A 26,084-nucleotide genomic window follows, 5' to 3' on the forward strand; every position below is an offset into this window, starting at 1 on the left:
TTTATCAAGCCTTTTTATGTATCAAGATTTACGCAGATCTTATCTGGAGTTTAAAGGGATTTTTGTCGTCCTTTTGCTCATCTTATGTTGCAGTTTCTCTGCAATAGGTCAAATTAAAGTTACTGGTATCGTGTCTGATTCAAATGGAGCATTAACGGGAGTTTCTGTTCGTGTGAAGAAAAACAACAAGGCTTTGGTAGCAACCGATCAAAACGGTGCTTTCGAAGTGAGTGTTGCAGGCAATGACGTCCTAATTTTTGACCTCGTAGGTTATCAACGTCGAGAAGTTCCCGTTGAAAACCGAACTAGAATTAACGTAACGTTGGAAGAGTCTTCAAATGCTTTAGAAGAGACGATTGTTACAGGTTATACGACTATTGATCGTAGAAAAACAACAGGTTCCATTTCCAGCGTTACGGCGAAGGATATCGAAAACCTGCCTGCAGCAAGTATCGACGTTTTATTGCAAGGTAAGCTTCCTGGGGTTAACGTACAGAACTTTACGGGTATGCCGGGGGTGAAGACATCTTTAGTTATTCGTGGTAACTCAAATATCCCACGTTCAAGTAGTATGTTTGATACAGAAAACTTAACGAGTAATCCTTTGTACGTTATTGATGGGGTACCGATCGCAGACGACGAAGTTCGTGCTTATAACGTTACGGGAACAAACTTTTTGTCAAGTTTAAATCCGAACGATATCGAGTCGGTCGACGTATTGAAAGATGCATCTGCAGCGGCGCTTTATGGTGCTCGTGCGAATAATGGGGTAATCTTAGTAAAAACGAAACGTGGTCGCGTTGGGCGTCCAAGAATTAGTGTGAATACTTATCAGGGTTATATCACGCAACCAGAAAAACTAAACACTTTATTGGGAGTAGCGGAGCGTAATCAAAAACTAGATCTCCTTTATCGTTACGGATCGCATGCACAGCAGTCAAATTTGCCAATTATGTTGACTGATAGTTTAAATCCAGCTTTCAATAGTAATACAGATTATCAAGAGATTTTCTTCCGTCCTGGAGGAATTCAAAATTATGATCTTTCTGTTTCTGGTGGTACTGAACATATCAATTATCGTATTTCTGGCGGTTTATACAATGAAAAAGGGGTTGTAATCAATACAGGTTTCAAACGTTATTCATTTACCAGTAACGTCAATTTCAATTTCTCTAAATCCTTAGAATTATTAACAAACTTTAAAGTTTCTACGATGAGTAGAAAAGAAGGTCGAGGAAATACTGCATTCATTCGAGAAGGATCTTATCGGGATGTATTTGGTATTAATCCAATCGATATGTACTCGTCCTTATATAGGCTTTCAGACGAAACGCTTGATGGAATTTTAAATCCATACAATCATCAACGTAATGATAATATCAATGTGGATTTGACCGGGGTCGGGGAATTGCGCTATTCGTTTTTAAACGATTTTCGTTTAAGCACACGTAGTATTATTAGCTATTCTACAGCAAAGAATGACTTTTTCTCTCCATCCTACATGAACTCCGATGGACTTGCAGCAGGAAAATCAACTTCGACTCAATATAGAAAATATCTATTGACGAATAACTTGTTATGGACAAAGACGTTTAATGATGTTCATAATTTTACGGCCAACGCAATTCAGGAATACGAGGAGCGTACAAATAGCGGTTTGTATCTTCGTGGAAGTGGTATTCCAAATGACAATATTCAGGTTATTAAAGGAATCCAGTCTGGGAATTTAGCTGGAAATTCAGATCTTTCAAGCTACGCTAAATTATCCTATTTAGGAGCGATTCACTACGACTATGACAATAGATATTTGTTAGATGCGGTTTGGAGAAGAGACGCTTCATCGCGTTTTGGAAAAAACAATAAATGGGGAGATTTCCCATCGCTAGCATTTGGTTGGATTATCTCAAATGAGGAATTTGCTTCAAAACTAGGCTGGATAAATGAATTGAAGCTAAGAGGTAGCTGGGGTAAAACTGGTGATGAATCAAGTATTACGGATTATGACCGTTATAATGCTTATTTAGCGGGAGATGCTAGTTACGAGGGTTCGGGTACGGTTCTTACCTATGGTGGACAATCTGCTGTAATCCCTGACTATTCGGGTATTACAAATGATAACATTACTTGGCAGGAAACTGAAACATGGAACTTAGGTTTGGATGGAAGTTTATTTGGCAATCGTCTATTCTTCAATATTGATGCCTATACTCGTGAGACTTCCGGTCAGATGTTGAGTATTACTATTCCTGAGTACACAGGTTACCTAAGCACATTTACCAATGCGGCTTCTGTTCGTAACTCAGGTATTGAGCTAAATATTGGAGGTCGCGTTTTAAACAATGAAAGTGCGTTTCAATGGACTCCGTCCATCAATATGGCCTTCAACAAAAATATGGTAACATCATTGCCTAACGGGAACCGTGATATTTACTATGGTCAGGCTGTTTATGTTGTGGGTAAACCTTTAAATATGTACTATGGCTTCTTAGTGGATGGCGCAATAAGTACAGCTAATGATATCACTGTAAATCCTTATACAGGGGCAGTGGGTAGTACGAAGTGGGGTACATTGAAGCCTGGTTATGCCAACTGGGTTGATGTCAATGGTGATTACAAGATTTCTGATGCCATTGGTGAGGATGACCGCACATTCTTTGGGGACCCAAATCCAAAAGTAGTGGGTGGTTTTACGAATTTATTTACATACAAAGACTTCTCTTTGCAAATCTTAACAACCTTCACGTTAGGTAGAGATATCATGAACCAATCGTTCGCAAGGCGTATGTCGAATAGTTTCTTCTATGGAAATCCGTTTGACATGGCGAGACGTTCAATCGGTGATATGGAGCAATACAGCTATTGGAAGCAAGATGGTGATGTGGCACAATATCCAGCGTTTAACCCATATTTAGCACTGTATACTTGGAGAACAGGGCAGTCGATGTTTATGGAACCAGGTTGGTACGTGCGTATCAAAAATGTCAACTTAACTTATCGTTTTGATCCTTCTAAGCATGAATGGATGCAAAGAGCAAAGCTTAATACGCTTAGACTTTATGGGTCAATGGACAATGTCTTGATGATTCAGAAATTCTCAGGAATTGATGCTGAACGCGTCGACGGACAGGGATATGATATGGCAGACGGTTATCCGTTGCCTACAAAATTCACTTTAGGTATTCAGTTTGATTTTTAACGGAGAAACAATGAAAGCAAAAAATATAATTAGATCGATCGCAGGAATATGCATGTTGGCTAGTACTAGCATGTTTGTTTCCTGTGAAAAGCAACTTGACAACGTTTTAAAGAACGATACATATAGTAATGCTTATTGGAAGACGCAAGGGGATGTGGAATCAGCACTGAACGGAGGCTACGGTCTTTTCCGCAAAGCAATTAATACAAACCAAGCCTTCTTTATATGGGGTGACGCACCTATTGGTAAATTTGTAACCAATGGAAATACGAATGAATCGGAGGTCTATAATTCCGGAAATTTTGTGACACCTTACCGCGAGACAGGGGTCCATAACTGGACAAACTGGTATCGTATCATTGACGTTGCGAATTTAGTTATTAGCAAAACTCCAGGAATTCCTGATGCGAGTTTTGGAGAAGGTAAGAAGAAGAATTTGATTGGGCAGGCTTACTTCATGCGTGCATTAGCGTATTTTTATATGACGCGTGTGTGGGGTGGAGTTCCTTTGCAATTGACTCCTACGGAAACGGCTGATGATGCGGAAATGAAAGGTGTAACACCGTCTGACGAAATCTTAAAATTAGTAGTTAGCGATGCGCAAAAGGCGTCGTCTATGATGGATTGGAACTCGGTTGATGATTCGGAAAGACGAAGAGGGAATAAAGGGGCAGCACTGGCATTATTAGCACATGCAACTGCTTTTCAGAATGATTATGCAAAATCGTTGACTTACGCCGATTCCGTAATCAATAACACGAGTAACTTTGCTTTGCAAGCTGGCGGAAATGTTCGCGAACTATTCAAAACTGCAACTGCAAAGGAAAATATTTTTGTTGTAACGCAGAAGGATTCGGAAACTGAATCAACAGGAAATACAGGCAATTCTTCTACCAATAATGTAGGGTTCTTGTTAACAAGTAATCTTACATTTCCAGGATTTCCTTATCAGGTTCCAGGATACTACGTTGATCTCTCTCGTTTGAACAGATTGTATACTGATCCTAACGACTTGAGACGCAAGGATTTTTTCACAAAATTTGATGACGGACCAGTTTTAGCAGATAACAGTCTAATCACTGAGCGATTTGCTTTAACGAAGTATACAAATTTTGTTTTTAAGAACGCATCTAATCAAGGAAATCTTCGTGTAGAAAGTAATATTGTGATTTTTAGACTTGCCGACTTGATTTTGTTAAAATCGGAAGCGTTGTTTCAATTAAATCGCATGGGCGAAGCGCGTACAGCCGTTAACTTAATCAGATCTCGCGCAGGAATTCCAGCAATTAGCGCTGCTTTGGACAATCGAGATCTATATACCGAAATTTTATTGGAGCGTCAACGTGAATTAATTGGTGAAGGTCATAGTTACTTCGATCTTGTGCGTAACATTTGGAAGAAGAAAAGTCTAAATGATTTCCAATTTAATTCATCCTCTCTTATTTCTTGGAGCCTATCTCTGGGTGCTGCTGGATCTGATCGCTTAGCGTTAAAGGGTTATTACTTTCCAATACATAACAGTAATTTAAACTCTAACCGACTGATTACACAGATTCCATATTGGATGGGTAAATATTAATCTTAAAACTGAAAACAATGAAAAATATAAATAAGCTGTTTTTTATTATTCCTTTGATTAGTCTCTTGTTTTACTCATGTAAGAAGGATGCTGTAATCGATGGCGGAACTAGCGATCCGCATGTGAATATGACAACATACGACTATTTAAAGTCGCATCCAAAAGGGCTATTTGACACCTTGATCATGATCATCGATAAGGGTGAAATGAAAGACTTAATTAACGGCAAAGGGACGATGTTCGCGCCGACAGATTATAGTATCAAAAACTTCTTAGCCTTGCGTCAGGCACAAGAAAGGAAGATTGATGAGCGCCGTGATTTTACCTTAGATACTTTGTTTAAACGGTATACACCGAAAATGTTGAGAGACTCCATGTCCGTTTATTTGTTCCAAGATAATATCATACGTGATGTATTAACTGAAACAGGGAAAGAATTCACAAGTAAATTAAGTAATTATAAGTTTCTTATTAGTTTGGAAAGACATGGTAATGATGATTATAATGCTGGTGGTTTGATTCCAGAACGACCAAGCTTTATGTATTATACGCGTGTGATTGGAGAGCGTGATGTGCTAGTTTCTGGTCAGATTAAAGATCCTTCCGGAAATGCGAATCTATTGGATCAGAAGTACATCTGTCAGACAACAGGGATATTAACCACGAACGGCGTTCTAAATGTGTTGGTGAATTCACATTCATGGATTAGTAGTCTAAAACTAAATGTTAATTAAGAAGTCAATGAAAAATTTATATAAAATTGCAGTTTCCTGTTTTCTTCTGATTGCGGTTTTTGCAGGCTGTAAGAAGGTTGAGGTAGGATATTTGAGCGATAACATTCGTTATGGATCGAATCCTGTTGTCGCAGATAGAGGTGTATTTAAGATTGTAACTGGTATTATTCCGGACAATTCTACACCACCTTTTAAAGTAACGATTTTAAATATTCGTAATAAAGCAACAGGTAAACGCGAGGAGGCTTTTTTCAAGCCTTCTGAAGTGACGGTTTGGAAAGAAAAATATGATCCAACGACGGATACAACCTTGGCTTTGATCGAAGCAAAACGTGCGAAGGAAATGAAGCTTCCTTTAGAAGTTATAGAGAAAAGTGGACAACTTATGTTTACGCAAGCAACAGAAAATGTTCCTGTTGGTGAATATTTACTTGATTTGGAGGTTGAAAATCCGAAAGGCAAAAAGCAATATGAAGGCGTTACGACACTGCAAATCAAAGATCCACTATTCTTTGAGCATATCAACGCACCATATTTTATTTTAGTCAATCCGTCAGACGGATCAAGCAAACGCTATCCTCATGACGTCGACTGGTTTGATATTTCAAAACAGCAAAGTGCAAATACAACTTTCAAAGTGACAAGAGATGCGGAAGGTCCTAATCAGATTATCTTAAAAGTATATGATAAAAATGGAGCTGTATTCCCTGGTAAGGCCTTAGAGCGTCGTCCAAGTGGAGATACGTTCTTGAATACAATGGCGACTTTTGCGTATAAAACGACAGTTACTGAGAATTCTGTTATCCATGATTACGCTCAGGCGAGATTCCCAGATGTTTATTGGGATAATATTGGCAATGGTATTTTATGTTACTATCGTATATACGATAAGTATATCGAGTCGGTTGATTTTGTAGATGTATGGAATCCACCGTATAAAATAACTTATAAAACGGATCCTAATCCATATATCTTACAAATCAGATTCGGAATGAAGTTTAATTTACCTGGAACTTATCTAGTAGAAATGCATTTGACAGCGACGAAAAAGCCTGGTGTCAATTAAGGTAATAGTTTGAAGTAAACAAAATTGAGTGTTTGAAAATAAAAGGGGGATTCGTACAATCCCCCTTTATTATTTCTATGATAATTTGATAGCCCCTTGAAAGACCTGTAAGGCCGGTCCAGTAAGAAAGACATTGCTAAATGAGCTTCCTTTTTTGTGAAAGGAAATTTGAAGTTGCCCCCCAATAACGCGGATAGGGATATTGAAATCTCCGTCTTTTCCTTCTTTGAGTGCGACACTCATCGCTGAGGCAACCGCGCCAGTTCCGCAAGCATAGGTTTCGTCTTCCACGCCACGTTCGAATGTACGAACGAAATATCCTTCGCCTTCCTTTTCTATAAAGTTGACATTAATACCCTTTTCAATATACGTTGGATTATTGCGGATAGCATAGCCCTCTTTAAACATGTTGATATCGTTGAGTCCTTCTACAAACTTTACAAAGTGTGGTGATCCTGTATTCATAACATAAGCCTCACCATCCCTATGGTGTTCGTTTACAGGAATCATTCCTAAATGGACTTGATTGTCATGTATATCCGCATCATGTGGGCCGTCTACTGCCAAAAAGGCAGTTTTGTTTTGAATAATATCGAGATCACGTGCGAAAGCCACGATGCAGCGACCTCCATTACCACACATGGTTCCTTCATTGCCGTCTGCATTGTAATAAACCATTTCGAAATCGAAATTTTTCGTATCTTGAAGGAGCATCAAACCATCTCCGCCGATACCAAAACGACGGTCACATAGGTGTTTTATTAAATCGTTATCCTTGGCATTGAAAGCCGAGTTTCTGTTATCAATTAGTACGAAATCATTCCCTGCGCCTTGATACTTATAAAATTTAATTTCTTTACTCATTTGGATTGAAAATATGGCGTAAATTTAATATTCTTGTTACAATTCGAATGCCGATTGTTAAAAGCTGTTAAAAGTAGACTGATTCAACGTTTTGTTAACATTATTTAACTGACAAAAGCTAATTGTTCAATTCTAATGGTATTACATTTGAACAAAGCTATACGAAACATGATTTTTTAGATTATTTAGTAAAGATATGAAAAAGATAGGAGCAACATTATTAACGGCCATCGTAGGAGGAGCTATAGCTGTAGGAGGTTACAAGCTCTTTGAAAACAAACAGATGGATAACATGACGTTTGAAGAACGTCAGAAAGTATATTATGCCAACAATCCGGGAGACGAAGCTTTAATGTCGTCGACAGGCAACCCCGATTTTACACAGGCGGCTGCAGCAGTAACTCCAGGCGTCGTTCACATTAATGTGACGATGAGCGGAAGGGGTTCTCGTGAAGGCTCTTCAGAGGGAATGCCTTTTGATATGTTTGAAGAATTCTTTGGTGTTCCACAACAAAGAAGAGGACAAGCACGTCCGCAGACTGCATCAGGATCTGGGGTTATTATTTCACCTGACGGTTATATCGTAACGAATAACCACGTGGTAGAAGACGCAGACAAAATTGAAGTCGTTTTGACCGACAAGAAAACTTATGAAGCAAAGGTAATTGGTCGTGATGCGAATTTTGACCTTGCCTTAATCAAAGTAAATGCTAACAATTTGCCAATCGTGAAATTGGGAAATTCTGACAACGTACAAATTGGCGAATGGGTGTTAGCAGTAGGTTATCCGCTTGGTTTACAGTCAACAGTTACTGCGGGTATCATTTCTGCGAAAGGACGTCAGATTGGTATCCTTGGGGAGTCTCAACAACAGCAACAACGAGGTTATGGCTATGGTCAACAAGAACAAGTGATTAATACAGCTGTCGAATCTTTCCTTCAAACAGATGCGGTTATCAATAAAGGGAATAGTGGAGGAGCTTTGGTTAACGCACGTGGTGAGCTGATCGGAATTAATTCAGCTATTGCATCTCCAACAGGTACCTATGCGGGTTACGGTTTTGCGATCCCAATAAACTTAGCGAAGAAGATATTAGATGATTTTAAAGAGTTCGGAAGCGTTAAGCGCGGTTATGTCGGTGTGACATTTGCTGAAATAAACGATGCCTTGCGTAAAGAGGTCGGAATTACAGATGTAAATGGTCTATATGTTCGTGATGTAGTTAAAGGAGGCGCCGCTGAAGCCGCAGGTATTAAAGCAGGCGACGTATTAACAAAAATCGAAGGTAGAACAATTTATGGTTCGCCGGATTTACAAGAACACGTAGCTAGATTGCGTCCGGGTGATAAGGTTAAATTAACTTATAAGCGTGCAGGCAAAGAAAAAGAAGTAGTAATTACCCTGAAAGGTGAAGAATCTAAAGCGAAAACAGATGCTGGCGATGAATCAAGCGCTTCTGCTACTGAGATTTTTAACAAATTAGGCGCAAGTTTCGTTCCTGCAACCGATGCTCGCAAAAAAGAATTGGGTATCAGTTCCGGAGTTATCGTTTCTCAAGTTCATCGAGGCGGTGTTTTTGATTACTTCGGTGTTGAGCGAGGTTTAGTCATTACAAAAATTAACGGAAAGCCAGTTAATTCTGTTGATGAAGTTGAATCCGCGCTATCAGGGACACGAAGAAATATTGTCCGTGTGACCGGTGTTCCTGAAAAAGGAAGTACAGTCGAATTTAATGTACCTTTAAAATATTAGGTATAAGCATATTGTTCATATTAGAAGGGATGGTTTTATGATGAAACCATCCCTTTTTTACATCATCGTGATCTTCAATCTAGACTGCGATTGCGTCAAATAATGTTATATTTGAAACCATGAAAATATTGATGGTGTGTTTGGGTAATATATGTCGTTCGCCATTGGCGCATGGCATTATGGAGCATATGGTTCGTGAAGCAGAATTAAGTTGGGAAATAGATTCTGCTGGAACGGGAGACTGGCATATTGGTCATGCGCCTGATCATCGTTCCGTAGCTGTTGCTAAATCAAATGGCATTGATATATCGGGACAACGCGCACAATTTTTTGTTCCAGACTTGTTTGATAAGTTCGATCGAATTTTCGTAATGGATCGGAATAATTATAAAGACGTTTTGGCATTGGCAGAATCAGAGGATCACAGAAAGAAAGTCAGTTTATTTTTAGATAACGACATTGTTCCTGATCCTTACTATGATGCTGATCAGTTTGAACCTGTCTTTCGTATGATAGAGGTGCGTTGCAAGGAGTTGATCGTGGAGTTGAATCAATCAAATTAAAAGAGAATAGCATGCAAGCTGCAGAGATAAATAAAAAGTGGTCGAATTTACAAAGTGTAATTGCGACCACATTCGATACAGACATCCCGGATATAAAAGTGATGTTGTTTTTAATAGGAGTTCAAGAATTGGGGAAGGGTGCATTGGAATTTTCAAAACGTGAAAAAGAAGAGCTCATGCACATAGCAACATGTCGTTTGTTTAGTAGTTTAGGTTTTTATGAGCTGACCGGACTTGATGAACAAGGTTGGCCGCATTGGAATCTGATTAATCCAATTCCAAATTATACGTTGATGGAACAGGAGATGATTATTAAGTCATTGATAATCGATTATTTTGAAGATGTAAATGTTATATAATATGAAGAAACTCATTCTTTCGATTTCCTTTTTGCTTGCTTTTGTGATGTTGCAGGCGCAGACACCGAAGCATTATTACGTTAAGATTACAACTCCGAAAGGAGAGAGTGTCTTGCAGTTAAATAATGAGACACGTAAGCACCGCGATAATTTTGTAAAGCTAGTAAAGGAGGGTTATTATGACTCATTATTATTTCATCGCGTTATACACAATTTTATGATTCAGGGTGGAGACCCGGATTCACGTTTTGCTGGAAGTCGTCAAGAATTAGGAAATGGCGGCCCAACTTATCGTATTCCTGCAGAGATATCGCCTTCGATTATCCATAAGAAGGGAGCTATCGGTGCAGCGAGGGATAATAATCCAGCGAAGGAGTCTTCAGGATCGCAGTTTTATCTTGTACAAGGCCGTGTTTTTACGCAGGCGGCACTAGATTCATTAGAACAGTTTCGATTGAAAGGAGTGAAGCTTACGCCTTTGCAAAGAGAGACCTATTCGACCATTGGCGGTACACCACATTTAGATGGAAATTACACGGTGTTCGGAGAATTGGTTAAAGGTTTGGAGATGGTCGACGCAATTGCCGCAGTCAAAACGGATGATAACGATCGTCCGTATAATGATGAGCGATTTAGCATGCGACTGTTAACGCGTAGCGAAGCGAGAGATTTAGAAAGAGAATTACAAGGTTTAGGTCCCAAAAAAGGTTTGTCGAAATTGTTCGATTCGATGAAATCAAAAGAATATAAATTACCATAAGCATGAAAATCATCACCTATAACGTTAATGGCATACGTGCAGCTTTAAAAAAGGGCTGGATTGATTGGTTGAAAGTTGCTAATCCGGATGTTATCTGTTTGCAAGAAATTAAAGCTAACCTAGAGCAGGTTCCTGAGATTACATTGATCGAAGATCTAGGTTATGAGCACTATTGGTATCCTGCGCAGAAGAAAGGGTATAGTGGGACGGCTATATTTACGAAGAAGACTCCAAAGCATGTGGAATACGGAATCGGGTTTGAAGACTATGATTTTGAAGGTAGAGCTATTCGTCTAGATTTCGATGAGGCATCCGTTATGAGTGTATACTTTCCATCCGGAACAACCGGGGATGTTCGTCAAGATTTTAAATACAAATTTCTAGATGATTTCCAGAATTACAGTCATGAATTGTTGAAAGAGAAGCAGAAGCTTGTAATTTGTGGGGATTACAATATTTGCCACCGTGCAATAGATATTCATAATCCAAAATCGAACGCCAATAGTTCTGGTTTTTTACCTGCAGAACGGGAGTGGATGGAGAATTTTATTAATTCTGGCTATGTTGACTCTTTCCGTCATCTGCATGCTGATCCACATCATTATACATGGTGGAGTTACCGTGCCGGGTCAAGAGCAAAGAACTTAGGTTGGCGTATTGATTATAATATGGTTTCTAACGCCTTAAAGGATAATATTAAAAGTGCAAAAATTTGGACAGATGCGGTACACTCAGACCATTGTCCGGTAGAGCTAATTTTAGATTAGTATTACGCTTATCGCGCTTTGGAAAGCGGGTCACAATAGCTGTGACCCGCTTTTCTTTTAGTATACTATTTCAATAGATATTTTCTAACTCTGCTGTTTTGTTTGGAATATTATAATTAGATTTGGGTTTTAGTGCTAAAATCAAACCTATTCTATTATACTGTTATAAATTTTTAAATGAAAAAGCCGGTACTTGTCGTAAAGTTTGGTTCTGCATCGATTACCCGAGATGGGGAAATTGATGAGCAGATTGTGTTGGAGATTGCTAGGCAGTGTGCTCAATTGCAACCAAAGTACAATATTGTGCTGGTTTCTTCTGGGGCTGTCGCGGCAGGCAAGCGTTTTATTCCTAAATACACGGGTTCATTAGCACAGCGTAAAGCTGCAGCTGCTATTGGGAATCCGTTATTAGTTAGGACATACGGTACATATTTCAGGCCGTTTAAGATTGCTTTAGCGCAAAGTTTATGCGAGCGTCAGCACTTTGCTAATCGGAGTCAGTTTCTTCAATTAAAGAGCACTTATGAGACTCTTTGGAAGAATAATATTATTCCAATTGCCAATGAAAATGATGTGGTGAGTAATAAGGAACTTAAGTTCTCAGATAATGATGAATTAGCGACTTTAATCGCGGTAGGTTTCGGTGCAGAACAGGTGTTGTTTGGTACCTCGGTTCCAGGTGTATTAGATGAAAAGGGTAATGTTATTCCTGAAATTAAAGTCATCGATAAAAGTGCCCTTTCTTTAGCGCGAAAAGAGAAATCATCCGTTGGACTTGGGGGTATGACATCGAAGTTGAATTTCGCTCGACTTGCTAATCAATTGGGGATAAAAGCGGTCATTTTTAGCATGCAGACAGAAAATGCTATTTTGAAAGCTGTTAAAGGTGAGACTGGGACAGTTTGCCAAGCGCAGAAATCGCGTGTATCGTCGAGAAATAAGTGGTTAGCGAGTGGAAGTTTAATCGCTGGAATGGTTCAAGTAGACCAAGGCGCGATTGAGGCATTGATGAATAGAAAGAGCTTGCTTGCGGTCGGAATACAGACTGTTATTCAAGATTTTGAAGTTGGTGAAGTTTTTCAAATCGCTGACGAAAATGGTGTAGTTCAAGCTGTAGCAAAGTCGAAAATAGACTCAGTGAGCTTGAAGTCGGGAAATAAAAAGAATTTAGAAATCGCGCATGCGAACGATATAGTGCTACTGTAATGGAAGAAATGAAGGGTACAATTCAGCCACAATTGATTGCGGCAAGGAAAGCGAAGCAGGTGATGTTAAAACTGAGCTTGGAGCAAAAGAAAGAGGTGCTGACTGGTATTGCAAGGTCTCTGGTAGAACATTCGCAGGAGATTATGGTGGAAAACAAACGTGATTTAGATCGTATGGATCCCGCAGACTCTAAATATGACCGCCTTTTACTTGACAATTCAAGAATTGAAAATCTTGCAAAAAGTGTTTTAGATGTCGCTAATCTTGCAGATCCTACTGGGCAGACCCTGAGTACTCGAACGATGTCTAATGGTCTTTATGTTGTGAAAAAGACTGTTCCCTTGGGTGTTGTGGGCGTGATTTATGAATCAAGACCCAATGTGACTGTGGACGTCGCTTGTTTGTGTATTCAATCGGGAAACGTATGTCTATTGCGCGGAGGATCAGATGCATGGTATACGAACTCCTATTTGATAAGTTTGATTCAAGAGGTTTTGCGGAAGCAGAATCTTGATACCAGTATTGTTCAATTGTTACCGACAGATCGTGAATTAGTTACTGAATTATTGGAGGCAACCGCATTTGTAGATATAATTATTCCTAGGGGTTCTCAGTCCTTAATTGATTTTGTGCGCGAGAATGCAAAAGTTCCTGTAATTGAGACGGGGGCAGGAGTTTGTCATACTTTTGTTGATGCTTCTGCTAATATTGATATGGCGGCAAAAATCGTTGCAAATGCGAAGATTTCAAGGCCTTCTGTTTGTAATTCCCTAGACACAGTTTTATTGGAGAAGACCATAGTAGAATCCTTTTTAAGTACGCTTGCTCCACTTTTTCTTGAACATGAGGTTCAAGTTTTTGCAGATGAACGGAGTTATAATGTGCTTAGTGCTCTGGGATATCCCCATTTAAAGATGGCGCAAGAATCTGATTTTGGTAGAGAATTCTTGGATCTTATTTGCTCAATTAAAGTGCTAGATGGGTTGGATGACGCATTAACACATATTGCAAATTATTCTTCTAAACATTCTGAGTGTATTGTTTCGGAAAATCAACAGAATATTACGACATTTATGGAGCTAGTTGATGCAGCGGCGGTTTATGCCAATGCTTCGACGCGTTTTACGGACGGGGGGGAATTTGGACTTGGAGCAGAGATTGGAATATCAACCCAGAAGCTACATGCCAGAGGTCCATTCGCGCTCGAAAAACTAGTGACTGAAAAATGGTTCGTTATAGGACAAGGACAAATACGATAATATGGGAATTCGATACGAAAAGGATTCAATTCTGAATTGGATTAATGAAATGGGTAAGTTTTTACGCCTATTAGTTGATAAATATGATGCATTTGAGAAGATTGAAGAACGTTCGTTGGATGAAGATGGGTATCAATCATTTTTTGGACAATCACGCGAGTTTTTCGTTCGGCTTACTGAACAGGATCTAAAAGATTTCGTGGGAACCATTCAAATGGAACAAATTAGACCATTGGCGCAGTTAATGATGTATGATGGACTACATTTGAAAGATCGATCCATGCTTGAAAAGGCTAAATTTTTATTCAATTATCATATGCAGGTTAGCGGATCTTTTTCCTTTGAAGATTATCGCTACCTAGATAAAATTGAAAAAGGTTTGACATCCTAAATGTATATTCCAAAATAAGAGATAGATGTCAGAATATCGATATCTTTCTCCTCTGTAGGTTCCATTTAATTTATGTTTTTGGAGCTCACATTTTTCTGTTTCTTTTCTCGAATATCTTAATCCGCTCGTGTTCCTGCAATTCCGCTTCCGAGCACTCCTCTTTTTTACCTCAACAAGTCTTTATATATATCTATAGTTAAATTATGTAACTTAACGTCTACAGTATTTAACATTGTGTATTCTCGGGGTTTTCTATCTTAATTGTGTGATAAAGGCGTTTTTAACTAAAAATTATTTGGCTCTTCTGTTGGTAGTTATGCTTTTCTTTAAAGACTCTACATTAATTTAATGTTTAACAATATTATTTTTAAGTGCTGATTATTAAATAATGGCGAAAAACACTTTCCCTTAGTGTTTTTTAACCAAAACAATTAACACTAAAAACAATAAATTAATATGGAAAGAAAATTGCTTAGCTTTTTTCTGTCGTGTATGCTCTTAGTGGGATTTGCATATGGACAGAATGTACAATTACGGGGAAAAGTAACGGGTAGGAATGGTGCTGCACTAGCAGGTGTAACTGTAATTTCTGAGTCCTCCTCAAGATCTTCTAAAACCGATAACATTCCGATTTATCGGGTATGTAGACAAAACGGTTACTGTGGGACATCAATCAAACTTGGATGTGCAAATGGAAGAGTCGAATGTGGATATTGAAACGGTAGTTGTTACCGCCTATGGGAAACAAATTAAAGAAGCAATAACCGGGGCCGTAGCTAGTATTACATCAAAGGATATCGAAAAGCGTCCAGTAAGTTCTGTTACAGCTGTTTTAGAAGGGTCGAATCCGGGTTTACAGATTAATAATTCCTACGGTGAGCCGGGGTCGTCTCCCAGTATTCGTGTTCGTGGTTTTGGATCAATTAACGGAAGTTCAAACCCAATGTATGTGCTCGATGGAGTGATTTTTACAGGAAATATTTCCGATATCAATCCTGGTGATGTTGAATCTGTGTCTGTTTTGAAAGATGCCACGTCCTCCAGCTTATACGGAAACTGAGGAGCGAATGGTGTAATTGTTATTACTACGAAAAAAGGAGCGGCGGGTGCTTCTAGGCTAAATTTGAAAGCAAATCTGGGTGCTTTCTCTCGTGGAATCCCAGAGTATGATAAGTTGGGGCCTAGGGATTATATGAACGCTTCATGGTTAGGTTATCGAAATCAATTGTTGTCTTCGAATCCAAAATGGACTGTAGAACAAGCCAACGCTGCTGCTAATCGAGGTTTGATTCCGACCATTTTAAAGACGAATATTTTTGATCTTCCTGATGGGGAACTATTTGATGCTGATGGGAAACTGAAGAATGAAGCGAAAATTAAAGGGACCTACGCTGATGATTTAGATTGGTTTGATCCGATATTACGGACTGGGTTCCGTCAGGATTATTCGCTATCTGGTAGAGGGGGGAATGAAAATGCGAATTATTACTTCTCTACTAGCTACTTGAATGAAGAGGGCTATATTAAATCTTCTAATTTTGATCGACTTTCTGGTCGATTAAGTGGAGAAATTATTCCTAAAAAATGGTTAAAAGCCGGGATGTCTATAAATGCATCTCACCAGCTTGGTAATTTTACAACTGGATCAGGTAGTGCTTTTGTAAATCCTTGGTTATTCGCTCGTCAAATGGCTCCAATTTATCCGGTTCATAGACATGATAAAGTTACAGGAGACTACATTTTAAATGAACTGGGTCATAAAGTTTATGATTCAGGAGACTTAACTAGAAGTCAGAATGTCGGCAGGCATATAATTTGGGAAACTGAATTGAATGAAGATAAGAACAAGAGAAATACAATCAGTTCTCAAGGATATGTTGATGTGAAATTTCTTAAAAATTTTACTTTTTCAGTATTGGGAAATTTGGAACTTCGCTATGACGAGACTAGATCTTATGATAATGCAATCATAGGAGATGGGCAAGGTAATGCAGGGCGTGCTTCGACGACTGTATACAACTATAAAAATTATACTTTACAGCAGTTGTTAAACTATAGCAACTCGTTCAATACACGGCATAATATCGATATTATGATTGGCCATGAGAATTATGGGAATATATATACCTATCTCAACGGTTTTAAAAATTCTGAATCATTTCCAGGTGAAAATTATTTAGCGAATTTTTCGAAAATTACTAGTCTGACTGATTATGAACATAACGATAAAAGTGAAAGTGTTTTTGGACGTGCTCGATATAACTATGCTGAAAAGTATTTTTTGGAGGGCTCATTAAGAAGAGATGGTAGTTCGAGAGTTACATCTGCGAATAGATGGAAAAACTTCTGGCGTAGTAGGTAGCTTAGCTAGTTTAGGATTATATGCTGCTATATACACTTGGTCAGAATCAAAATAATTCGGCAGTGTATAGGTCAAACCTGGGTAACATCGACTTAACGTGGGAAGGAAGTCAATCTTCATCCTTTGCGTTAGAGGGACGCTTGTTAGGAAGGATGAATTTTACGTTTGAATATTTTGATAAGCGTTCAAAAGACTTATTATTTAAACTAAATGTACCATTATCGACTGGCTCAACTTTTACTAATGGCTCTGCATATATAAATAAGAATATCGGCGAATTGGTCAATAGAGGTTTTGAATTTGCAGTAGACGTGGACGTTTTAAAAAACAAAGATTTTAGATGGAACCTAGGCCTCAATGGAACGATTATTAAAAATAAAATAATAAACCTGCCTGAACAAAATAGGGAAAAAGGAATTATTAGTTCTCCCTTTAAGTATCTAGAAGGCCATAGCGTTTATGATTACTATTTAAGGCAGTTTGTTGGTGTGGATATGATGACAGGTCAGTCTCTTTATCAAGCAGATATCGATACCTATGATCCAAACGATGCTAGTGGAGCGTGGTTCAAATTTCAACAGGAAATTAATGGGGTAACATACACTAGAAATGCTAGTTATGCTAAAGAAGAGTTTAGTGGTTCGGGGATACCGAAATTGATGGGAGGTATCAACACTTCTTTTGATTACAAAAATTGGAGCTTGTCGGCCTTATTTACTTATTCAATTGGAGGGAAAGCAATCGACTATAGTTACAATAGCTTGATGAGTTTTTCTTCCTCAAGCGCTGTCCATGTTGATATTCGTAATTCATGGAATGGCGTACCGAATGGTATGACCGAATCTTCAATCGATCGTATTAATCCAAATGCGATTCCACAGATTAATTTTACCAATAGCCAATACAATAATGCGCTGTCAAGTAGATTTCTAATGAACAGTTCTTATTTCACTGTAAAGAACATTACGCTGGGATATAGATTACCAAAGCTTTTGTTAGAAAGATACGGCCTCGACCAAGTTGGGCTTATTGTTAGTGGAGAAAATTTACATACTTTTTCTAAGCTTAAAGGCTATAGCCCTCAACAGTCTTTCGGAGGGTTTAGTCAAAATCAATTCGTACCTGCCAGAACTATTTCTTTCGGAATTAATGTTGGATTTTAAGGATTTTAGATATGAAACTATTAACAATTATAATACAGTTAGCTACAATTTCATTTGCGCTAACATCTTGCTCTAAAGATTATTTGGAAACAAAGCCGACGACGGAAGTGCCAATTAAGAAAGTCTTTGAAACTACAGATAATGCTAAATATGCGGTTAATGGATTGTCGCGATTAATGAAAAGGCAATACATTTCCCAAGGGTTTAATGGAGAGGGTACTATTAAACTATACTATGGAAACTATATGGGGAATCATATGTCGACTCCGCTAGATGCTTCATGGTCTTCAATTACAAATTTTGACTTTCTTGCTAATCATACAAGTACTTACACCTACTACCCTTGGTATTACTATTATATGATAATAAGTAATGCAAATGCCATCATTGAAAATATAGAAAATGCGGTTGGTCCGCAAAAAGACAAGGAATTTATTAAGGCTCAGGCGTTAACATTTCGAGCTTATTCGTACACGATGCTTGCGCAGATATATGGCGATAGATGGGCGGATTCGAATAATGGTGCAAGTAACGCTGTTGTACTTCGTCTTCAAAGTGGATTGGATGATTTGCCTCTTTCTAGCCTCGCAGAGACTTATAAATTAGTATATGACGATCTGGATATAGCCATCGCGTTGTATACTTCCTCTGGCTTAAAGAGAGCTTCTGGTGCCAATTATCAAGTAAATATTGATGTTGCGCACGCAATTTATGCCAGAGCAACACTTAATAGAGAGGATTTTGCAAATGCCGAGAAATACGCAAAGCTAGCACGGAAATCCTATCCGTTGATGAATAATGTAGATTACTTAGATGGTTTTGCTAATCCTACGAGAGAGTGGATATGGTCTGTTTATGATTCTTCTGAGGAGACTATTTACTTCTATTCTTATCAGGCTATGATTGCCTATAATTCTACGGCCAGTGCAGTGCGAACCGCCCCTAAAAGTATAAGTAAGGAATTGTATAGTCAAATTCCGGTTACCGATATTCGAAAACAGTTATTTCTTGATCCGATTGCATCGGGGCTCACTTTCAATGAAATTACAGGTCAGGGGAATGCCGCAGGTGTTAACTATATTCGCAATCTTTATTCTTCAATACCGAGAACAGCTCAAGCCTACGCGTATATGCAATTTAAAATTAAGGCTAATGATATGCCGGGTGTTGGTCATACGAATAATTTTCGATCGTCTGAAATGGTTCTGATAGAGGCTGAGGCAAAATATCCACAAGGCAAGCCTGAAAATGAAATACAATCTTTGTTAAATGAGTTGAATAGAGATACGGGACGAGATCCGTCTTACAATTGTTCGTCTTCAGGAGATCAGTTATATTCAGAAATCAAGAGATACCGAGCTATAGAACTCTGGGGAGAAGGTTTTGATTGGTTCGATGCAAAACGATGGGGAGATCCGATTGTTCGAAAATCTTTCAAGGATGGCGGAAACTTCCAAGATATTTTTGCAATTGAGATTTTGCCTTCTGACAAGAATAAATGGAGATTTGTTATTCCAGCGAAAGAAACAGATTTTAACAAATTAATTGATTAGGAAATGAAAAAGGGACATTAAGTAATGTCCCTTTTTCATTTCCTAATCTTTAAGGATCTCTCTAGCGATTACTAATCTTTGAATCTCTGATGTGCCTTCGTAAATTTGTGTAATTTTTGCATCGCGCATAAGTCTCTCGACATGATATTCTTTAACATAACCATAGCCTCCATGTATTTGAACGGCCTCTATGGTATGTTGCATTGCGACTTCAGATGCTTTTAATTTAGCCATTGCCGCTGCTTTTCCGTATGGTAAACCTTGATCTTTCGTCCAGGCTGCCTTATAGGTTAATAATCGCGCTGCTTCAATATCAACTTCCATATCAGCGAGTTTGAATTGTATTGCTTGGTGATTGCTGATTGGTTTTCCAAATGTCTTCCTTTCTTTTGAATAGGCTAATGCCAATTCGTAGGCACCGGCGGCAATTCCCAAAGCTTGTGCGGCAATACCGATACGTCCGCCGTCTAAAGTCTTCATTGCGAATTTGAAACCAAATCCATCGTCGCCGATACGATTTGCTTTAGGTACTTTGACATCAGTGAACATGAGCGAATGGGTATCTGAACTTCGAATTCCTAATTTATTCTCCTTGGGACCAATGCTAAAACCAGGGGTGCCTTTCTCAACGATAAGCACGTTAATTCCTTTATGACCTAATTCAGGGTGTGTCTGAGCGATGACTAAATAGATATCAGCATTTCCACCGTTCGTAATCCAGTTTTTTGTGCCATTCAAAAGATAATAATCACCCTTGTCTTCAGCGGTAGTATGTTGGGAAGAAGCGTCAGAACCCGCCTCCGGTTCAGATAAAGCAAATGCGCCCAGTTTTTCGCCCTTAGCCAAAGGAACTAGGTATTTTTGCTTCTGTTCTTCGGTTCCATATTCGTTTAGTCCATACAGTACTAATGAATTATGCGCCGACATAATCACAGCCGCTGAGGCGTCAATCTTCGCTATTTCTTCCAGTGCGAGTACGTAAGCTAAGGTGTCCATGCCTGAGCCACCATATTGTTCGGGGACCATAATTCCCATAAACCCTAATTCCCCCATTGTTTTTACAAATTCTGTCGGAAATTTAGCTTGCTCATCTCGGTCAATTACGCCTGCCTTCAACTCGATTGCAAACTCTTTTGCTGCCGATTGAATCATTTTATGTTCTTCTGATAATTCGAATTGCATACTCTTGTTTATTATGGTTTAAATCAAATATAATTAAAATATACTATGCAAGCATAATAAAGACGAGAATAGTTTACGATATTTTATTATATTTTTTTTCCTCTCAAAACACTATTAGCCTTCGTATGTTCTTTATTTGTACTTTTTGATTATCAGGAGAATATCAGTTTTTTGGAAATGTAATTGTAATTAATGATAAAATCTACTATATTGGTAGAGTATTATAATTTGTTTAATATTAAAAATATAGAATATGAGTTTAAGACTAGGTGATTTAGCGCCGAATTTTCAGGCAAAAACAACTGTAGGAGATATAGATTTTTATGAATATATAGATGGCTCTTGGGCGGTATTATATTCGCACCCATCTGATTATACACCGGTTTGTACGACAGAATTAGGTAGGACGGCAAAATTAAAATCGGAATTTGATCAACGTAATGTTAAAGTCTTAGCACTGAGTGTGGACTCGGTAGAGGACCATCATGAATGGATTAAAGATATTAATGATACGCAGCAAACTGAGGTCAATTTCCCGATCATTGCAGATGAGGATAAGCATATTGCTGAATTATACGATATGATTCATCCAAATGCATCGGCAACAGCTACTGTTCGTTCGGTATTTGTTATAGGGCCTGACAAAAAAGTGAAGTTGACACTTACCTATCCAGCGTCAACTGGTAGAAATTTCCAAGAAATACTTCGTGTGATTGACTCACTACAGTTAACAGATCAATATCAAGTTGCTACGCCAGCAGACTGGAAAGATGGTGAAGATGTAATTGTAGTTCCTGCGGTTAAAACCGAAGAGATCCCTGCTAAGTTTCCAAAAGGATATACTGAAATTCGTCCTTATTTGAGAACAACGCCTCAACCGAATAAGTAATCGCAAACAACGATATTAAAAAAGCCAGCTATTAGCTGGCTTTTTAATTATATACCTTTTTCTTTTTCCTTCGATCTATGAAGGAAGTAATCGTTGCAATTAAGAATACGATGATAATTTGTTTCACTAGTGTAATGACGTCAAATTCTTCATGGGTCTCCGCATTCCAATATGCAAAAGTTTGTATCGCCAATACGATTACCATGAAAATGCAAAAGAAAGTCCAAAACGTCCGCATCATTGTAGGTTTGTGTGATTAAATATACTTAATAAATATCTTTATATCAGCATTTTATTTTTTATTTGATAATAATATTGAATCAATTTGCAAGGTAAAAGAAAAAGGTGTTACGTTTTGTAACACCTCATTTCATACATTAGTCCAATTTATTTTTAATATACCTTCACCATATAGATAAAATCTTGCAGTTTTTTAATCTGCTCGGTTCTAGGTAAATTTGATAGGCTATTCTTATTATTTAATACAATATTCCCGCGTAAAGACTCTTGAGGAATTCGGTTTAAAGTTTCTACTAGAGCTTTCGTCTTGATTGCGAATGCCGCACCATCAATCCCTTTCTGTTTTCCAGATATTATACCGATAATATTTCCAAATTTATCAAGTACAGGACCACCACTATTACCAGGGTTTACAGGGACAGAAATCTGATAAGCTGTGGTGTCGCCACTATAGCCGGTTTCTGAGCTTAAATAGCCTTCGCCATAAACAGCTTCGTCTCTAGGATATCCAATTGTATAAATTCCCTCGCCTAAGTCTAAGTTTTGACGTTTGAACGTATATGGGATAAACGTAGGTTTTGTAAAAGTGCTGTCTGAAATATGCAAGATGGCAATATCTTTCTCTGGATCCGTATGGATAATGGTAGCACGGAACGACTCTCCCTTGTTATTTTGAAGATGAATAGAGTCCGCACCATTGACTACGTGATAGTTGGTCACAATATAGCCATCCTTAGTGAGCATAAATCCTGTCGCTCCATATTGTAGGGTTGCCTGATTCGTGTTTTCTTTCTTAATATTCCGAATAGCATTGTGGTGTGCATTTACATTACGCTTTACATTATTTACTTCACGGCGTAATGCACTATATTCAGATGTTGTCTTTCTAATGGTTGAGAAGTAACCGGTAAGATATAGCGTAGCTAATGAAGAAATGATTGCTACTGCGGCAGCAGCCACAGCATTAATCTTCAATTTCTTCCACATTCTGTAGATCACAGCTTCTTTTGGCTGTTCGTTAATATTTGCGGCAAGTTTATTTTTGAATTCTAATCGAGAAGCTTGTTGCTTCATCGTTAAAATGAAAGCCTTATGAGACTGAAAAACCTCATTCAATTCAGAATCCTCATTATAAAGCGCGTCGAATTCTGCGCGCTCTTGCGCATTCATTTCCCCGCTCAAATAGCGATCTGCTTGTTCTATAAATTCTTGATGTCTCATAAAAATATTAATCCTTCTTACTTTTGATCAAAAAACAGTTTTTTTAATCGTTGTAAACACTTGTACTTTTGATTTTTTGCATTGTCAGCGTTTGTATAACCCAGTTTATCGCAGATGTACTGCATTGATTTGTTCTTAATATAGAAATCTCTTAAAATGGTACTGCAAGGCTCTCCAAGAGCTTCTAAAGCGTGATCCATCTTGTCGAATTTCAACTCCAATTCCATATGTTGCTGAATGTCTTCAGATACGTCTGGAATTTCGAAATTCTCGTTATCTGTTATGCTGTAGGAATTGCCTTTCTTGTTTAGGCTCTTTAACCATAAGCGTCGACAAATCGCGTATAAGAACGTACTGAGCTTACTGCTGAGTTCAAAATCATTATGAGTAATCTTGTCGTATAATACCATCACCGCCTCCTGGAAGATATCTTGTGCCTCTTCCTCGGTTCCGTTATTATTGAGGACCAAATGGGAGATAGATGGGTAGAATGATTTGTAGATATAGGATATCGCATCATTGTCGCCCTTTCGCATCCCTTCGAGTATCTCTTTATCTTCCCGCGTCTTTGGTAATATCTTTCTTAATTTACTCACTTATTAATACGCTAATTTTCAAATAGTAACCCAAAGTAGATGAAATATTTTTTGTCCATTCAATCTTTCAAACGTAATAGAAATTTTATGAAAAATCAATAAAATTTCTGCCTTTCTATTATCTAGATGTAAAAAAAGGGACTTCTCGAAGAAAAGTCCCTAATGCTGAATATCTTAGCGAAATATTAAATTCCGGCGAATATTGTATTATACTGTTCTCCAAGAATCGGTACTACTTTTTGTTTCCCATTGGCAGCATTCATAATACCGATGACCCACATGATGACGCCAATAATAACGCCTGCAATAGCGATAATCCATCCGATATATGGAATGTATGAAACAATGCTCACAGCAAAAAGCGTGATGAAAATTCCTAAAGACTGGCGGATATGAAATCTCGCAAATTCGTTTTTCTTTTCGTTATTTAATACAAATGCAATAATTAGCCCAATTATAGTTAAGTAAGCGATAATTGCGATGTTTTTACCTTCATCGACATTGTTGAAAGGTTGGTTTTCCATTGGATTTTGGGGTGTTTCCATATGTTTAGGGTTATAAGTTCATTTAAATTTAAGATAAATATTTGATAATGATATAGATAATTCGCTAAAAATTTTACTGATTCGAAACAGAATCAATTGTGTAAACAAATGCTTATATTCATATGTTAATCTTAGTACAGAATTTACTTATGGAAGAAAAAACAATAAAATATCCTCATCCTAATGGTGAAATTACCGTGTTGTGGAAACCTGAGCTTTGTATACATTCTGGCATTTGTGTGAAATTACTGCCGAATGTTTACCATCCTAGAGACAGACCTTGGTTAAGACCAGAAAACGCAAATACCGATGAATTGATTGCTCAGATACAAGAGTGTCCTTCTGGGGCATTATCATTTATTGATCATCGAAAATAAAAGAAAAGGGACAGCTGTTAAGCTGATAAAAGATTGAATATTTCAGTGACTAGTCCTGAAAAATAGATACAGTTTTTCAGTGATTAAAAATACATAATTTTATGCAGTAGTAGCCGAGAGGTTTCTACTGCTTTTTGTTTTATAAGTTTTGTAATTCATATTTGATTTGAGATGCATTTGATTGGGAGTTAGCATATGATTAGACCAATGTGGTCTGTCATTGTTGTAGATATTGATTGCTTCCTCTACAATTTGCTTCATCAAAGTTAGATCTAAATGATAGGTATCAATCATGAACTCTTGTTTCAGAATACCGTTTATACGTTCAGCAATGGCGTTTTCATAAGGATCAGAGTTTTCTGTCATACTGCACTTAATCTTGTATTTGTTTAGATAATATTGATACTCGTCTGAACAATATTGGATACCTCTGTCGGAATGATGGATTAATGATTCCTTTATTTTTCTTTGTTTTTGAGCCATTTTTAATGCTTTTACAACATGACTTGTACACATTGTGCTTGAGATTTCAAAGCCTACTATCTTCTTAGAATATACATCTGTAATCAAACTTAGATAACAAGGTTTTTCTCGCTTTCCGATGTAAGTGAGGTCACTCACCCAAACTTGATTGGGACGATAAATATTCATTTCTTTAATAATATTAGGATATTTTTTAAATCGATGATGTGACATGGTCGTGGTACGATAACTCCGTTTTGGAATAATTAATAAGTGATTGGCTCGTAAAATATCAAAAAACTTGTCTCTGCCAACTTTTAATACCTGTAGCTCTTGGACCAATAAATGATAGAGTTTCCGTGTACCAATTCTTGGCTGAACAGCGCGTAGTTCCTGGACTAAGCTCACAACTTTACTCGCTATATTTTGACTTCTTTTAGTTCGTCTGATTCTTCGATAATACACTTGCCTACTTAACCCGAACAACCCACAAGTAAAACTTAGGCTTTTTTGTTTTTCTTGTCGGAAACAATCGATTGTGCGGGTTTGAAGTTTTTTCTTACGTCTATTTTATATTCTTGTTCGGCAATATCGATCATCATATCAAAGATAATCGCTTTGGAATCAGCAATGTAATTCTGTCGCTCAAGCTGCGCTTTCTGCTTCTCCAACAATTTGATTTTGGCTTCTAATTCTAAAATGCGTTGTTCTGGTGACTTTGCCATACTGGATGGTATTTGATTCTCCCAATCAAAGTTACCATATTTTTTCAACCAGTTACGAATTGTGCTATCTCCTTGGATACCATACTTTCTTTGTGCTTGTGTGCTTGTCAATTCTCCGGATTCAACTTCTCTGACAACATTCAGTTTGAAGCTTAAAGTGTAATCACGCTGCGTACGTTTTACATAATTGGATATTTCTTTCATAACGATTCTTTTTATGTATCGCTATTTCAGGACGAGACACAGGTATAAAACAAAAAAGGTGTTAAACT

26 protein-coding genes are annotated in these 26,084 nt (G+C 37.9%); 18 read left to right on the forward strand and 8 right to left on the reverse strand.

From position 1 onward, the window contains the following. The first annotated feature begins 16 nt into the window (after positions 1 to 16). The 4 genes from GFH32_RS01865 to GFH32_RS01880 are packed head-to-tail and all read left to right on the forward strand — an operon-like array spanning position 17 to position 6,575. Positions 17 to 3,196: a SusC/RagA family TonB-linked outer membrane protein gene (locus GFH32_RS01865; protein ID WP_153509461.1), complete on the forward strand. Its 3,180-nt coding sequence runs from the start codon at positions 17 to 19 to the stop codon at positions 3,194 to 3,196. Positions 3,197 to 3,206: 10 nt separating this feature from the next. Beyond that, positions 3,207 to 4,775: a RagB/SusD family nutrient uptake outer membrane protein gene (locus GFH32_RS01870; RefSeq protein ID WP_153509462.1), complete on the forward strand. Its 1,569-nt coding sequence runs from the start codon at positions 3,207 to 3,209 to the stop codon at positions 4,773 to 4,775. Between the two features lie 17 nt (positions 4,776 to 4,792). Next, the gene (locus tag GFH32_RS01875; RefSeq protein WP_153509463.1) at positions 4,793 to 5,509 is read left to right on the forward strand and encodes a hypothetical protein; all 717 of its coding nucleotides are present in this window, start codon (positions 4,793 to 4,795) and stop codon (positions 5,507 to 5,509) included. 7 nt (positions 5,510 to 5,516) lie between these two features. Continuing rightward, the gene (locus GFH32_RS01880) at positions 5,517 to 6,575 is read left to right on the forward strand and encodes a DUF5007 domain-containing protein (RefSeq protein WP_153509464.1); all 1,059 of its coding nucleotides are present in this window, start codon (positions 5,517 to 5,519) and stop codon (positions 6,573 to 6,575) included. A gap of 75 nt (positions 6,576 to 6,650) precedes the next feature. On the opposite strand, the gene dapF is transcribed toward GFH32_RS01880, so the two are convergent. Beyond that, entirely contained in the window at positions 6,651 to 7,439 is a 789-nt protein-coding gene (gene dapF / locus GFH32_RS01885; RefSeq protein ID WP_153509465.1) for a diaminopimelate epimerase, read from the reverse strand. A 196-nt stretch (positions 7,440 to 7,635) separates the two neighbouring features. Between dapF and GFH32_RS01890 the strand changes: the two genes are divergently transcribed. The 12 genes from GFH32_RS01890 (at position 7,636) to GFH32_RS01935 (ending at position 19,575) form a co-directional block, all read left to right on the forward strand. Then, positions 7,636 to 9,192, forward strand: coding sequence for a Do family serine endopeptidase (locus GFH32_RS01890; RefSeq protein ID WP_153509466.1), 1,557 nt, complete (start codon positions 7,636 to 7,638; stop codon positions 9,190 to 9,192). A 119-nt stretch (positions 9,193 to 9,311) separates the two neighbouring features. After that, the gene (locus tag GFH32_RS01895) at positions 9,312 to 9,755 is read left to right on the forward strand and encodes a low molecular weight protein-tyrosine-phosphatase (RefSeq protein WP_153509467.1); all 444 of its coding nucleotides are present in this window, start codon (positions 9,312 to 9,314) and stop codon (positions 9,753 to 9,755) included. 11 nt (positions 9,756 to 9,766) lie between these two features. After that, positions 9,767 to 10,114, forward strand: a complete 348-nt coding sequence (locus tag GFH32_RS01900; RefSeq protein ID WP_153509468.1) for a hypothetical protein — start codon at positions 9,767 to 9,769, stop codon at positions 10,112 to 10,114. Position 10,115: 1 nt separating this feature from the next. Continuing rightward, entirely contained in the window at positions 10,116 to 10,874 is a 759-nt protein-coding gene (locus GFH32_RS01905; protein WP_153509469.1) for a peptidylprolyl isomerase, read from the forward strand. Between the two features lie 2 nt (positions 10,875 to 10,876). After that, positions 10,877 to 11,641, forward strand: a complete 765-nt coding sequence (locus GFH32_RS01910) for an exodeoxyribonuclease III (protein WP_153509470.1) — start codon at positions 10,877 to 10,879, stop codon at positions 11,639 to 11,641. Between the two features lie 177 nt (positions 11,642 to 11,818). Continuing rightward, the gene (gene proB / locus GFH32_RS01915) at positions 11,819 to 12,847 is read left to right on the forward strand and encodes a glutamate 5-kinase (RefSeq protein WP_153509471.1); all 1,029 of its coding nucleotides are present in this window, start codon (positions 11,819 to 11,821) and stop codon (positions 12,845 to 12,847) included. Continuing rightward, positions 12,847 to 14,106, forward strand: a complete 1,260-nt coding sequence (locus GFH32_RS01920; RefSeq protein ID WP_153509472.1) for a glutamate-5-semialdehyde dehydrogenase — start codon at positions 12,847 to 12,849, stop codon at positions 14,104 to 14,106. The genes proB and GFH32_RS01920 overlap by 1 nt, the downstream gene beginning before the upstream one ends. Before the next feature lies 1 nt (position 14,107). After that, a complete protein-coding gene (locus tag GFH32_RS01925; protein ID WP_153509473.1) occupies positions 14,108 to 14,497 on the forward strand; it encodes a hypothetical protein in 390 nt (129 codons plus the stop codon). 661 nt (positions 14,498 to 15,158) lie between these two features. Next, on the forward strand, positions 15,159 to 15,557 hold the full coding sequence (locus GFH32_RS18295; protein ID WP_228384189.1) for a TonB-dependent receptor plug domain-containing protein: 399 nt from the start codon (positions 15,159 to 15,161) through the stop codon (positions 15,555 to 15,557). Between the two features lie 63 nt (positions 15,558 to 15,620). Further along, the gene (locus GFH32_RS18300) at positions 15,621 to 16,859 is read left to right on the forward strand and encodes a SusC/RagA family TonB-linked outer membrane protein (protein WP_228384190.1); all 1,239 of its coding nucleotides are present in this window, start codon (positions 15,621 to 15,623) and stop codon (positions 16,857 to 16,859) included. A gap of 20 nt (positions 16,860 to 16,879) precedes the next feature. Beyond that, positions 16,880 to 18,022 (forward strand): TonB-dependent receptor, encoded by a 1,143-nt coding sequence (locus tag GFH32_RS18305; RefSeq protein WP_228384191.1) that lies wholly within the window; start codon positions 16,880 to 16,882, stop codon positions 18,020 to 18,022. 11 nt (positions 18,023 to 18,033) lie between these two features. Beyond that, the gene (locus tag GFH32_RS01935) at positions 18,034 to 19,575 is read left to right on the forward strand and encodes a RagB/SusD family nutrient uptake outer membrane protein (protein WP_153509474.1); all 1,542 of its coding nucleotides are present in this window, start codon (positions 18,034 to 18,036) and stop codon (positions 19,573 to 19,575) included. Between the two features lie 42 nt (positions 19,576 to 19,617). Here the strand turns inward: GFH32_RS01935 and GFH32_RS01940 are convergent, their stop codons facing one another. After that, positions 19,618 to 20,757: an acyl-CoA dehydrogenase gene (locus GFH32_RS01940; RefSeq protein ID WP_153509475.1), complete on the reverse strand. Its 1,140-nt coding sequence runs from the start codon at positions 20,755 to 20,757 to the stop codon at positions 19,618 to 19,620. A gap of 253 nt (positions 20,758 to 21,010) precedes the next feature. On the opposite strand from GFH32_RS01940, the gene GFH32_RS01945 reads away from it, so the two are divergent. Beyond that, on the forward strand, positions 21,011 to 21,646 hold the full coding sequence (locus GFH32_RS01945; protein WP_153509476.1) for a peroxiredoxin: 636 nt from the start codon (positions 21,011 to 21,013) through the stop codon (positions 21,644 to 21,646). A 43-nt stretch (positions 21,647 to 21,689) separates the two neighbouring features. Here GFH32_RS01945 and GFH32_RS01950 read toward each other — a convergent pair whose 3' ends face one another. The 4 genes from GFH32_RS01950 to GFH32_RS01965 all read right to left on the reverse strand — a co-directional run bounded on the left by GFH32_RS01950 (position 21,690) and on the right by GFH32_RS01965 (position 24,248). Beyond that, positions 21,690 to 21,887, reverse strand: a complete 198-nt coding sequence (locus tag GFH32_RS01950) for a hypothetical protein (RefSeq protein ID WP_153509477.1) — start codon at positions 21,885 to 21,887, stop codon at positions 21,690 to 21,692. Positions 21,888 to 22,039: 152 nt separating this feature from the next. Further along, positions 22,040 to 23,107, reverse strand: a complete 1,068-nt coding sequence (locus GFH32_RS01955) for a S1C family serine protease (protein ID WP_153509478.1) — start codon at positions 23,105 to 23,107, stop codon at positions 22,040 to 22,042. A 17-nt stretch (positions 23,108 to 23,124) separates the two neighbouring features. Next, positions 23,125 to 23,703, reverse strand: coding sequence for an RNA polymerase sigma factor (locus GFH32_RS01960; RefSeq protein ID WP_228384192.1), 579 nt, complete (start codon positions 23,701 to 23,703; stop codon positions 23,125 to 23,127). Positions 23,704 to 23,888: 185 nt separating this feature from the next. Then, positions 23,889 to 24,248: a DUF4870 domain-containing protein gene (locus GFH32_RS01965; protein WP_202111264.1), complete on the reverse strand. Its 360-nt coding sequence runs from the start codon at positions 24,246 to 24,248 to the stop codon at positions 23,889 to 23,891. Between the two features lie 149 nt (positions 24,249 to 24,397). Between GFH32_RS01965 and GFH32_RS01970 the strand changes: the two genes are divergently transcribed. Further along, the gene (locus GFH32_RS01970; protein WP_153509479.1) at positions 24,398 to 24,625 is read left to right on the forward strand and encodes a (4Fe-4S)-binding protein; all 228 of its coding nucleotides are present in this window, start codon (positions 24,398 to 24,400) and stop codon (positions 24,623 to 24,625) included. Between the two features lie 99 nt (positions 24,626 to 24,724). On the opposite strand, the gene GFH32_RS01975 is transcribed toward GFH32_RS01970, so the two are convergent. Beyond that, the gene (locus GFH32_RS01975; RefSeq protein ID WP_237249276.1) at positions 24,725 to 25,573 is read right to left on the reverse strand and encodes an IS3 family transposase; all 849 of its coding nucleotides are present in this window, start codon (positions 25,571 to 25,573) and stop codon (positions 24,725 to 24,727) included. Positions 25,574 to 25,587: 14 nt separating this feature from the next. Next, the gene (locus GFH32_RS18310; protein WP_228384109.1) at positions 25,588 to 26,016 is read right to left on the reverse strand and encodes a helix-turn-helix domain-containing protein; all 429 of its coding nucleotides are present in this window, start codon (positions 26,014 to 26,016) and stop codon (positions 25,588 to 25,590) included. Positions 26,017 to 26,084: the final 68 nt, after the last annotated feature.

It is taken from the genome of Sphingobacteruim zhuxiongii, assembly GCF_009557615.1.
Classification (GTDB): Bacteria; Bacteroidota; Bacteroidia; order Sphingobacteriales; family Sphingobacteriaceae; genus Sphingobacterium; species Sphingobacterium zhuxiongii.

Excerpts from the sequence above, each read along its gene's own strand:
- GFH32_RS01875 (WP_153509463.1), top strand. The coding sequence starts at position 4,793 with ATGAAAAATATAAATAAGCTGTTTTTTATTATTCCTTTGATTAGTCTC.
- GFH32_RS01970 (WP_153509479.1), top strand. The coding sequence starts at position 24,398 with ATGGAAGAAAAAACAATAAAATATCCTCATCCTAATGGTGAAATTACC.
- GFH32_RS18310 (WP_228384109.1), bottom strand. The coding sequence starts at position 26,016 with ATGAAAGAAATATCCAATTATGTAAAACGTACGCAGCGTGATTACACT.
- GFH32_RS01905 (WP_153509469.1), top strand. The coding sequence starts at position 10,116 with ATGAAGAAACTCATTCTTTCGATTTCCTTTTTGCTTGCTTTTGTGATG.
- GFH32_RS01935 (WP_153509474.1), top strand. The coding sequence starts at position 18,034 with ATGAAACTATTAACAATTATAATACAGTTAGCTACAATTTCATTTGCG.
- GFH32_RS01950 (WP_153509477.1), bottom strand. The coding sequence starts at position 21,887 with ATGATGCGGACGTTTTGGACTTTCTTTTGCATTTTCATGGTAATCGTA.
- proB (WP_153509471.1), top strand. The coding sequence starts at position 11,819 with ATGAAAAAGCCGGTACTTGTCGTAAAGTTTGGTTCTGCATCGATTACC.
- GFH32_RS18305 (WP_228384191.1), top strand. The coding sequence starts at position 16,880 with ATGCTGCTATATACACTTGGTCAGAATCAAAATAATTCGGCAGTGTAT.
- GFH32_RS01965 (WP_202111264.1), bottom strand. The coding sequence starts at position 24,248 with ATGGAAACACCCCAAAATCCAATGGAAAACCAACCTTTCAACAATGTC.
- GFH32_RS01870 (WP_153509462.1), top strand. The coding sequence starts at position 3,207 with ATGAAAGCAAAAAATATAATTAGATCGATCGCAGGAATATGCATGTTG.
- GFH32_RS01895 (WP_153509467.1), top strand. The coding sequence starts at position 9,312 with ATGAAAATATTGATGGTGTGTTTGGGTAATATATGTCGTTCGCCATTG.
- GFH32_RS01925 (WP_153509473.1), top strand. The coding sequence starts at position 14,108 with ATGGGAATTCGATACGAAAAGGATTCAATTCTGAATTGGATTAATGAA.
- dapF (WP_153509465.1), bottom strand. The coding sequence starts at position 7,439 with ATGAGTAAAGAAATTAAATTTTATAAGTATCAAGGCGCAGGGAATGAT.
- GFH32_RS01880 (WP_153509464.1), top strand. The coding sequence starts at position 5,517 with ATGAAAAATTTATATAAAATTGCAGTTTCCTGTTTTCTTCTGATTGCG.
- GFH32_RS01955 (WP_153509478.1), bottom strand. The coding sequence starts at position 23,107 with ATGAGACATCAAGAATTTATAGAACAAGCAGATCGCTATTTGAGCGGG.
- GFH32_RS01890 (WP_153509466.1), top strand. The coding sequence starts at position 7,636 with ATGAAAAAGATAGGAGCAACATTATTAACGGCCATCGTAGGAGGAGCT.
- GFH32_RS01945 (WP_153509476.1), top strand. The coding sequence starts at position 21,011 with ATGAGTTTAAGACTAGGTGATTTAGCGCCGAATTTTCAGGCAAAAACA.
- GFH32_RS01865 (WP_153509461.1), top strand. The coding sequence starts at position 17 with ATGTATCAAGATTTACGCAGATCTTATCTGGAGTTTAAAGGGATTTTT.
- GFH32_RS01910 (WP_153509470.1), top strand. The coding sequence starts at position 10,877 with ATGAAAATCATCACCTATAACGTTAATGGCATACGTGCAGCTTTAAAA.
- GFH32_RS01920 (WP_153509472.1), top strand. The coding sequence starts at position 12,847 with ATGGAAGAAATGAAGGGTACAATTCAGCCACAATTGATTGCGGCAAGG.
- GFH32_RS01940 (WP_153509475.1), bottom strand. The coding sequence starts at position 20,757 with ATGCAATTCGAATTATCAGAAGAACATAAAATGATTCAATCGGCAGCA.
- GFH32_RS01900 (WP_153509468.1), top strand. The coding sequence starts at position 9,767 with ATGCAAGCTGCAGAGATAAATAAAAAGTGGTCGAATTTACAAAGTGTA.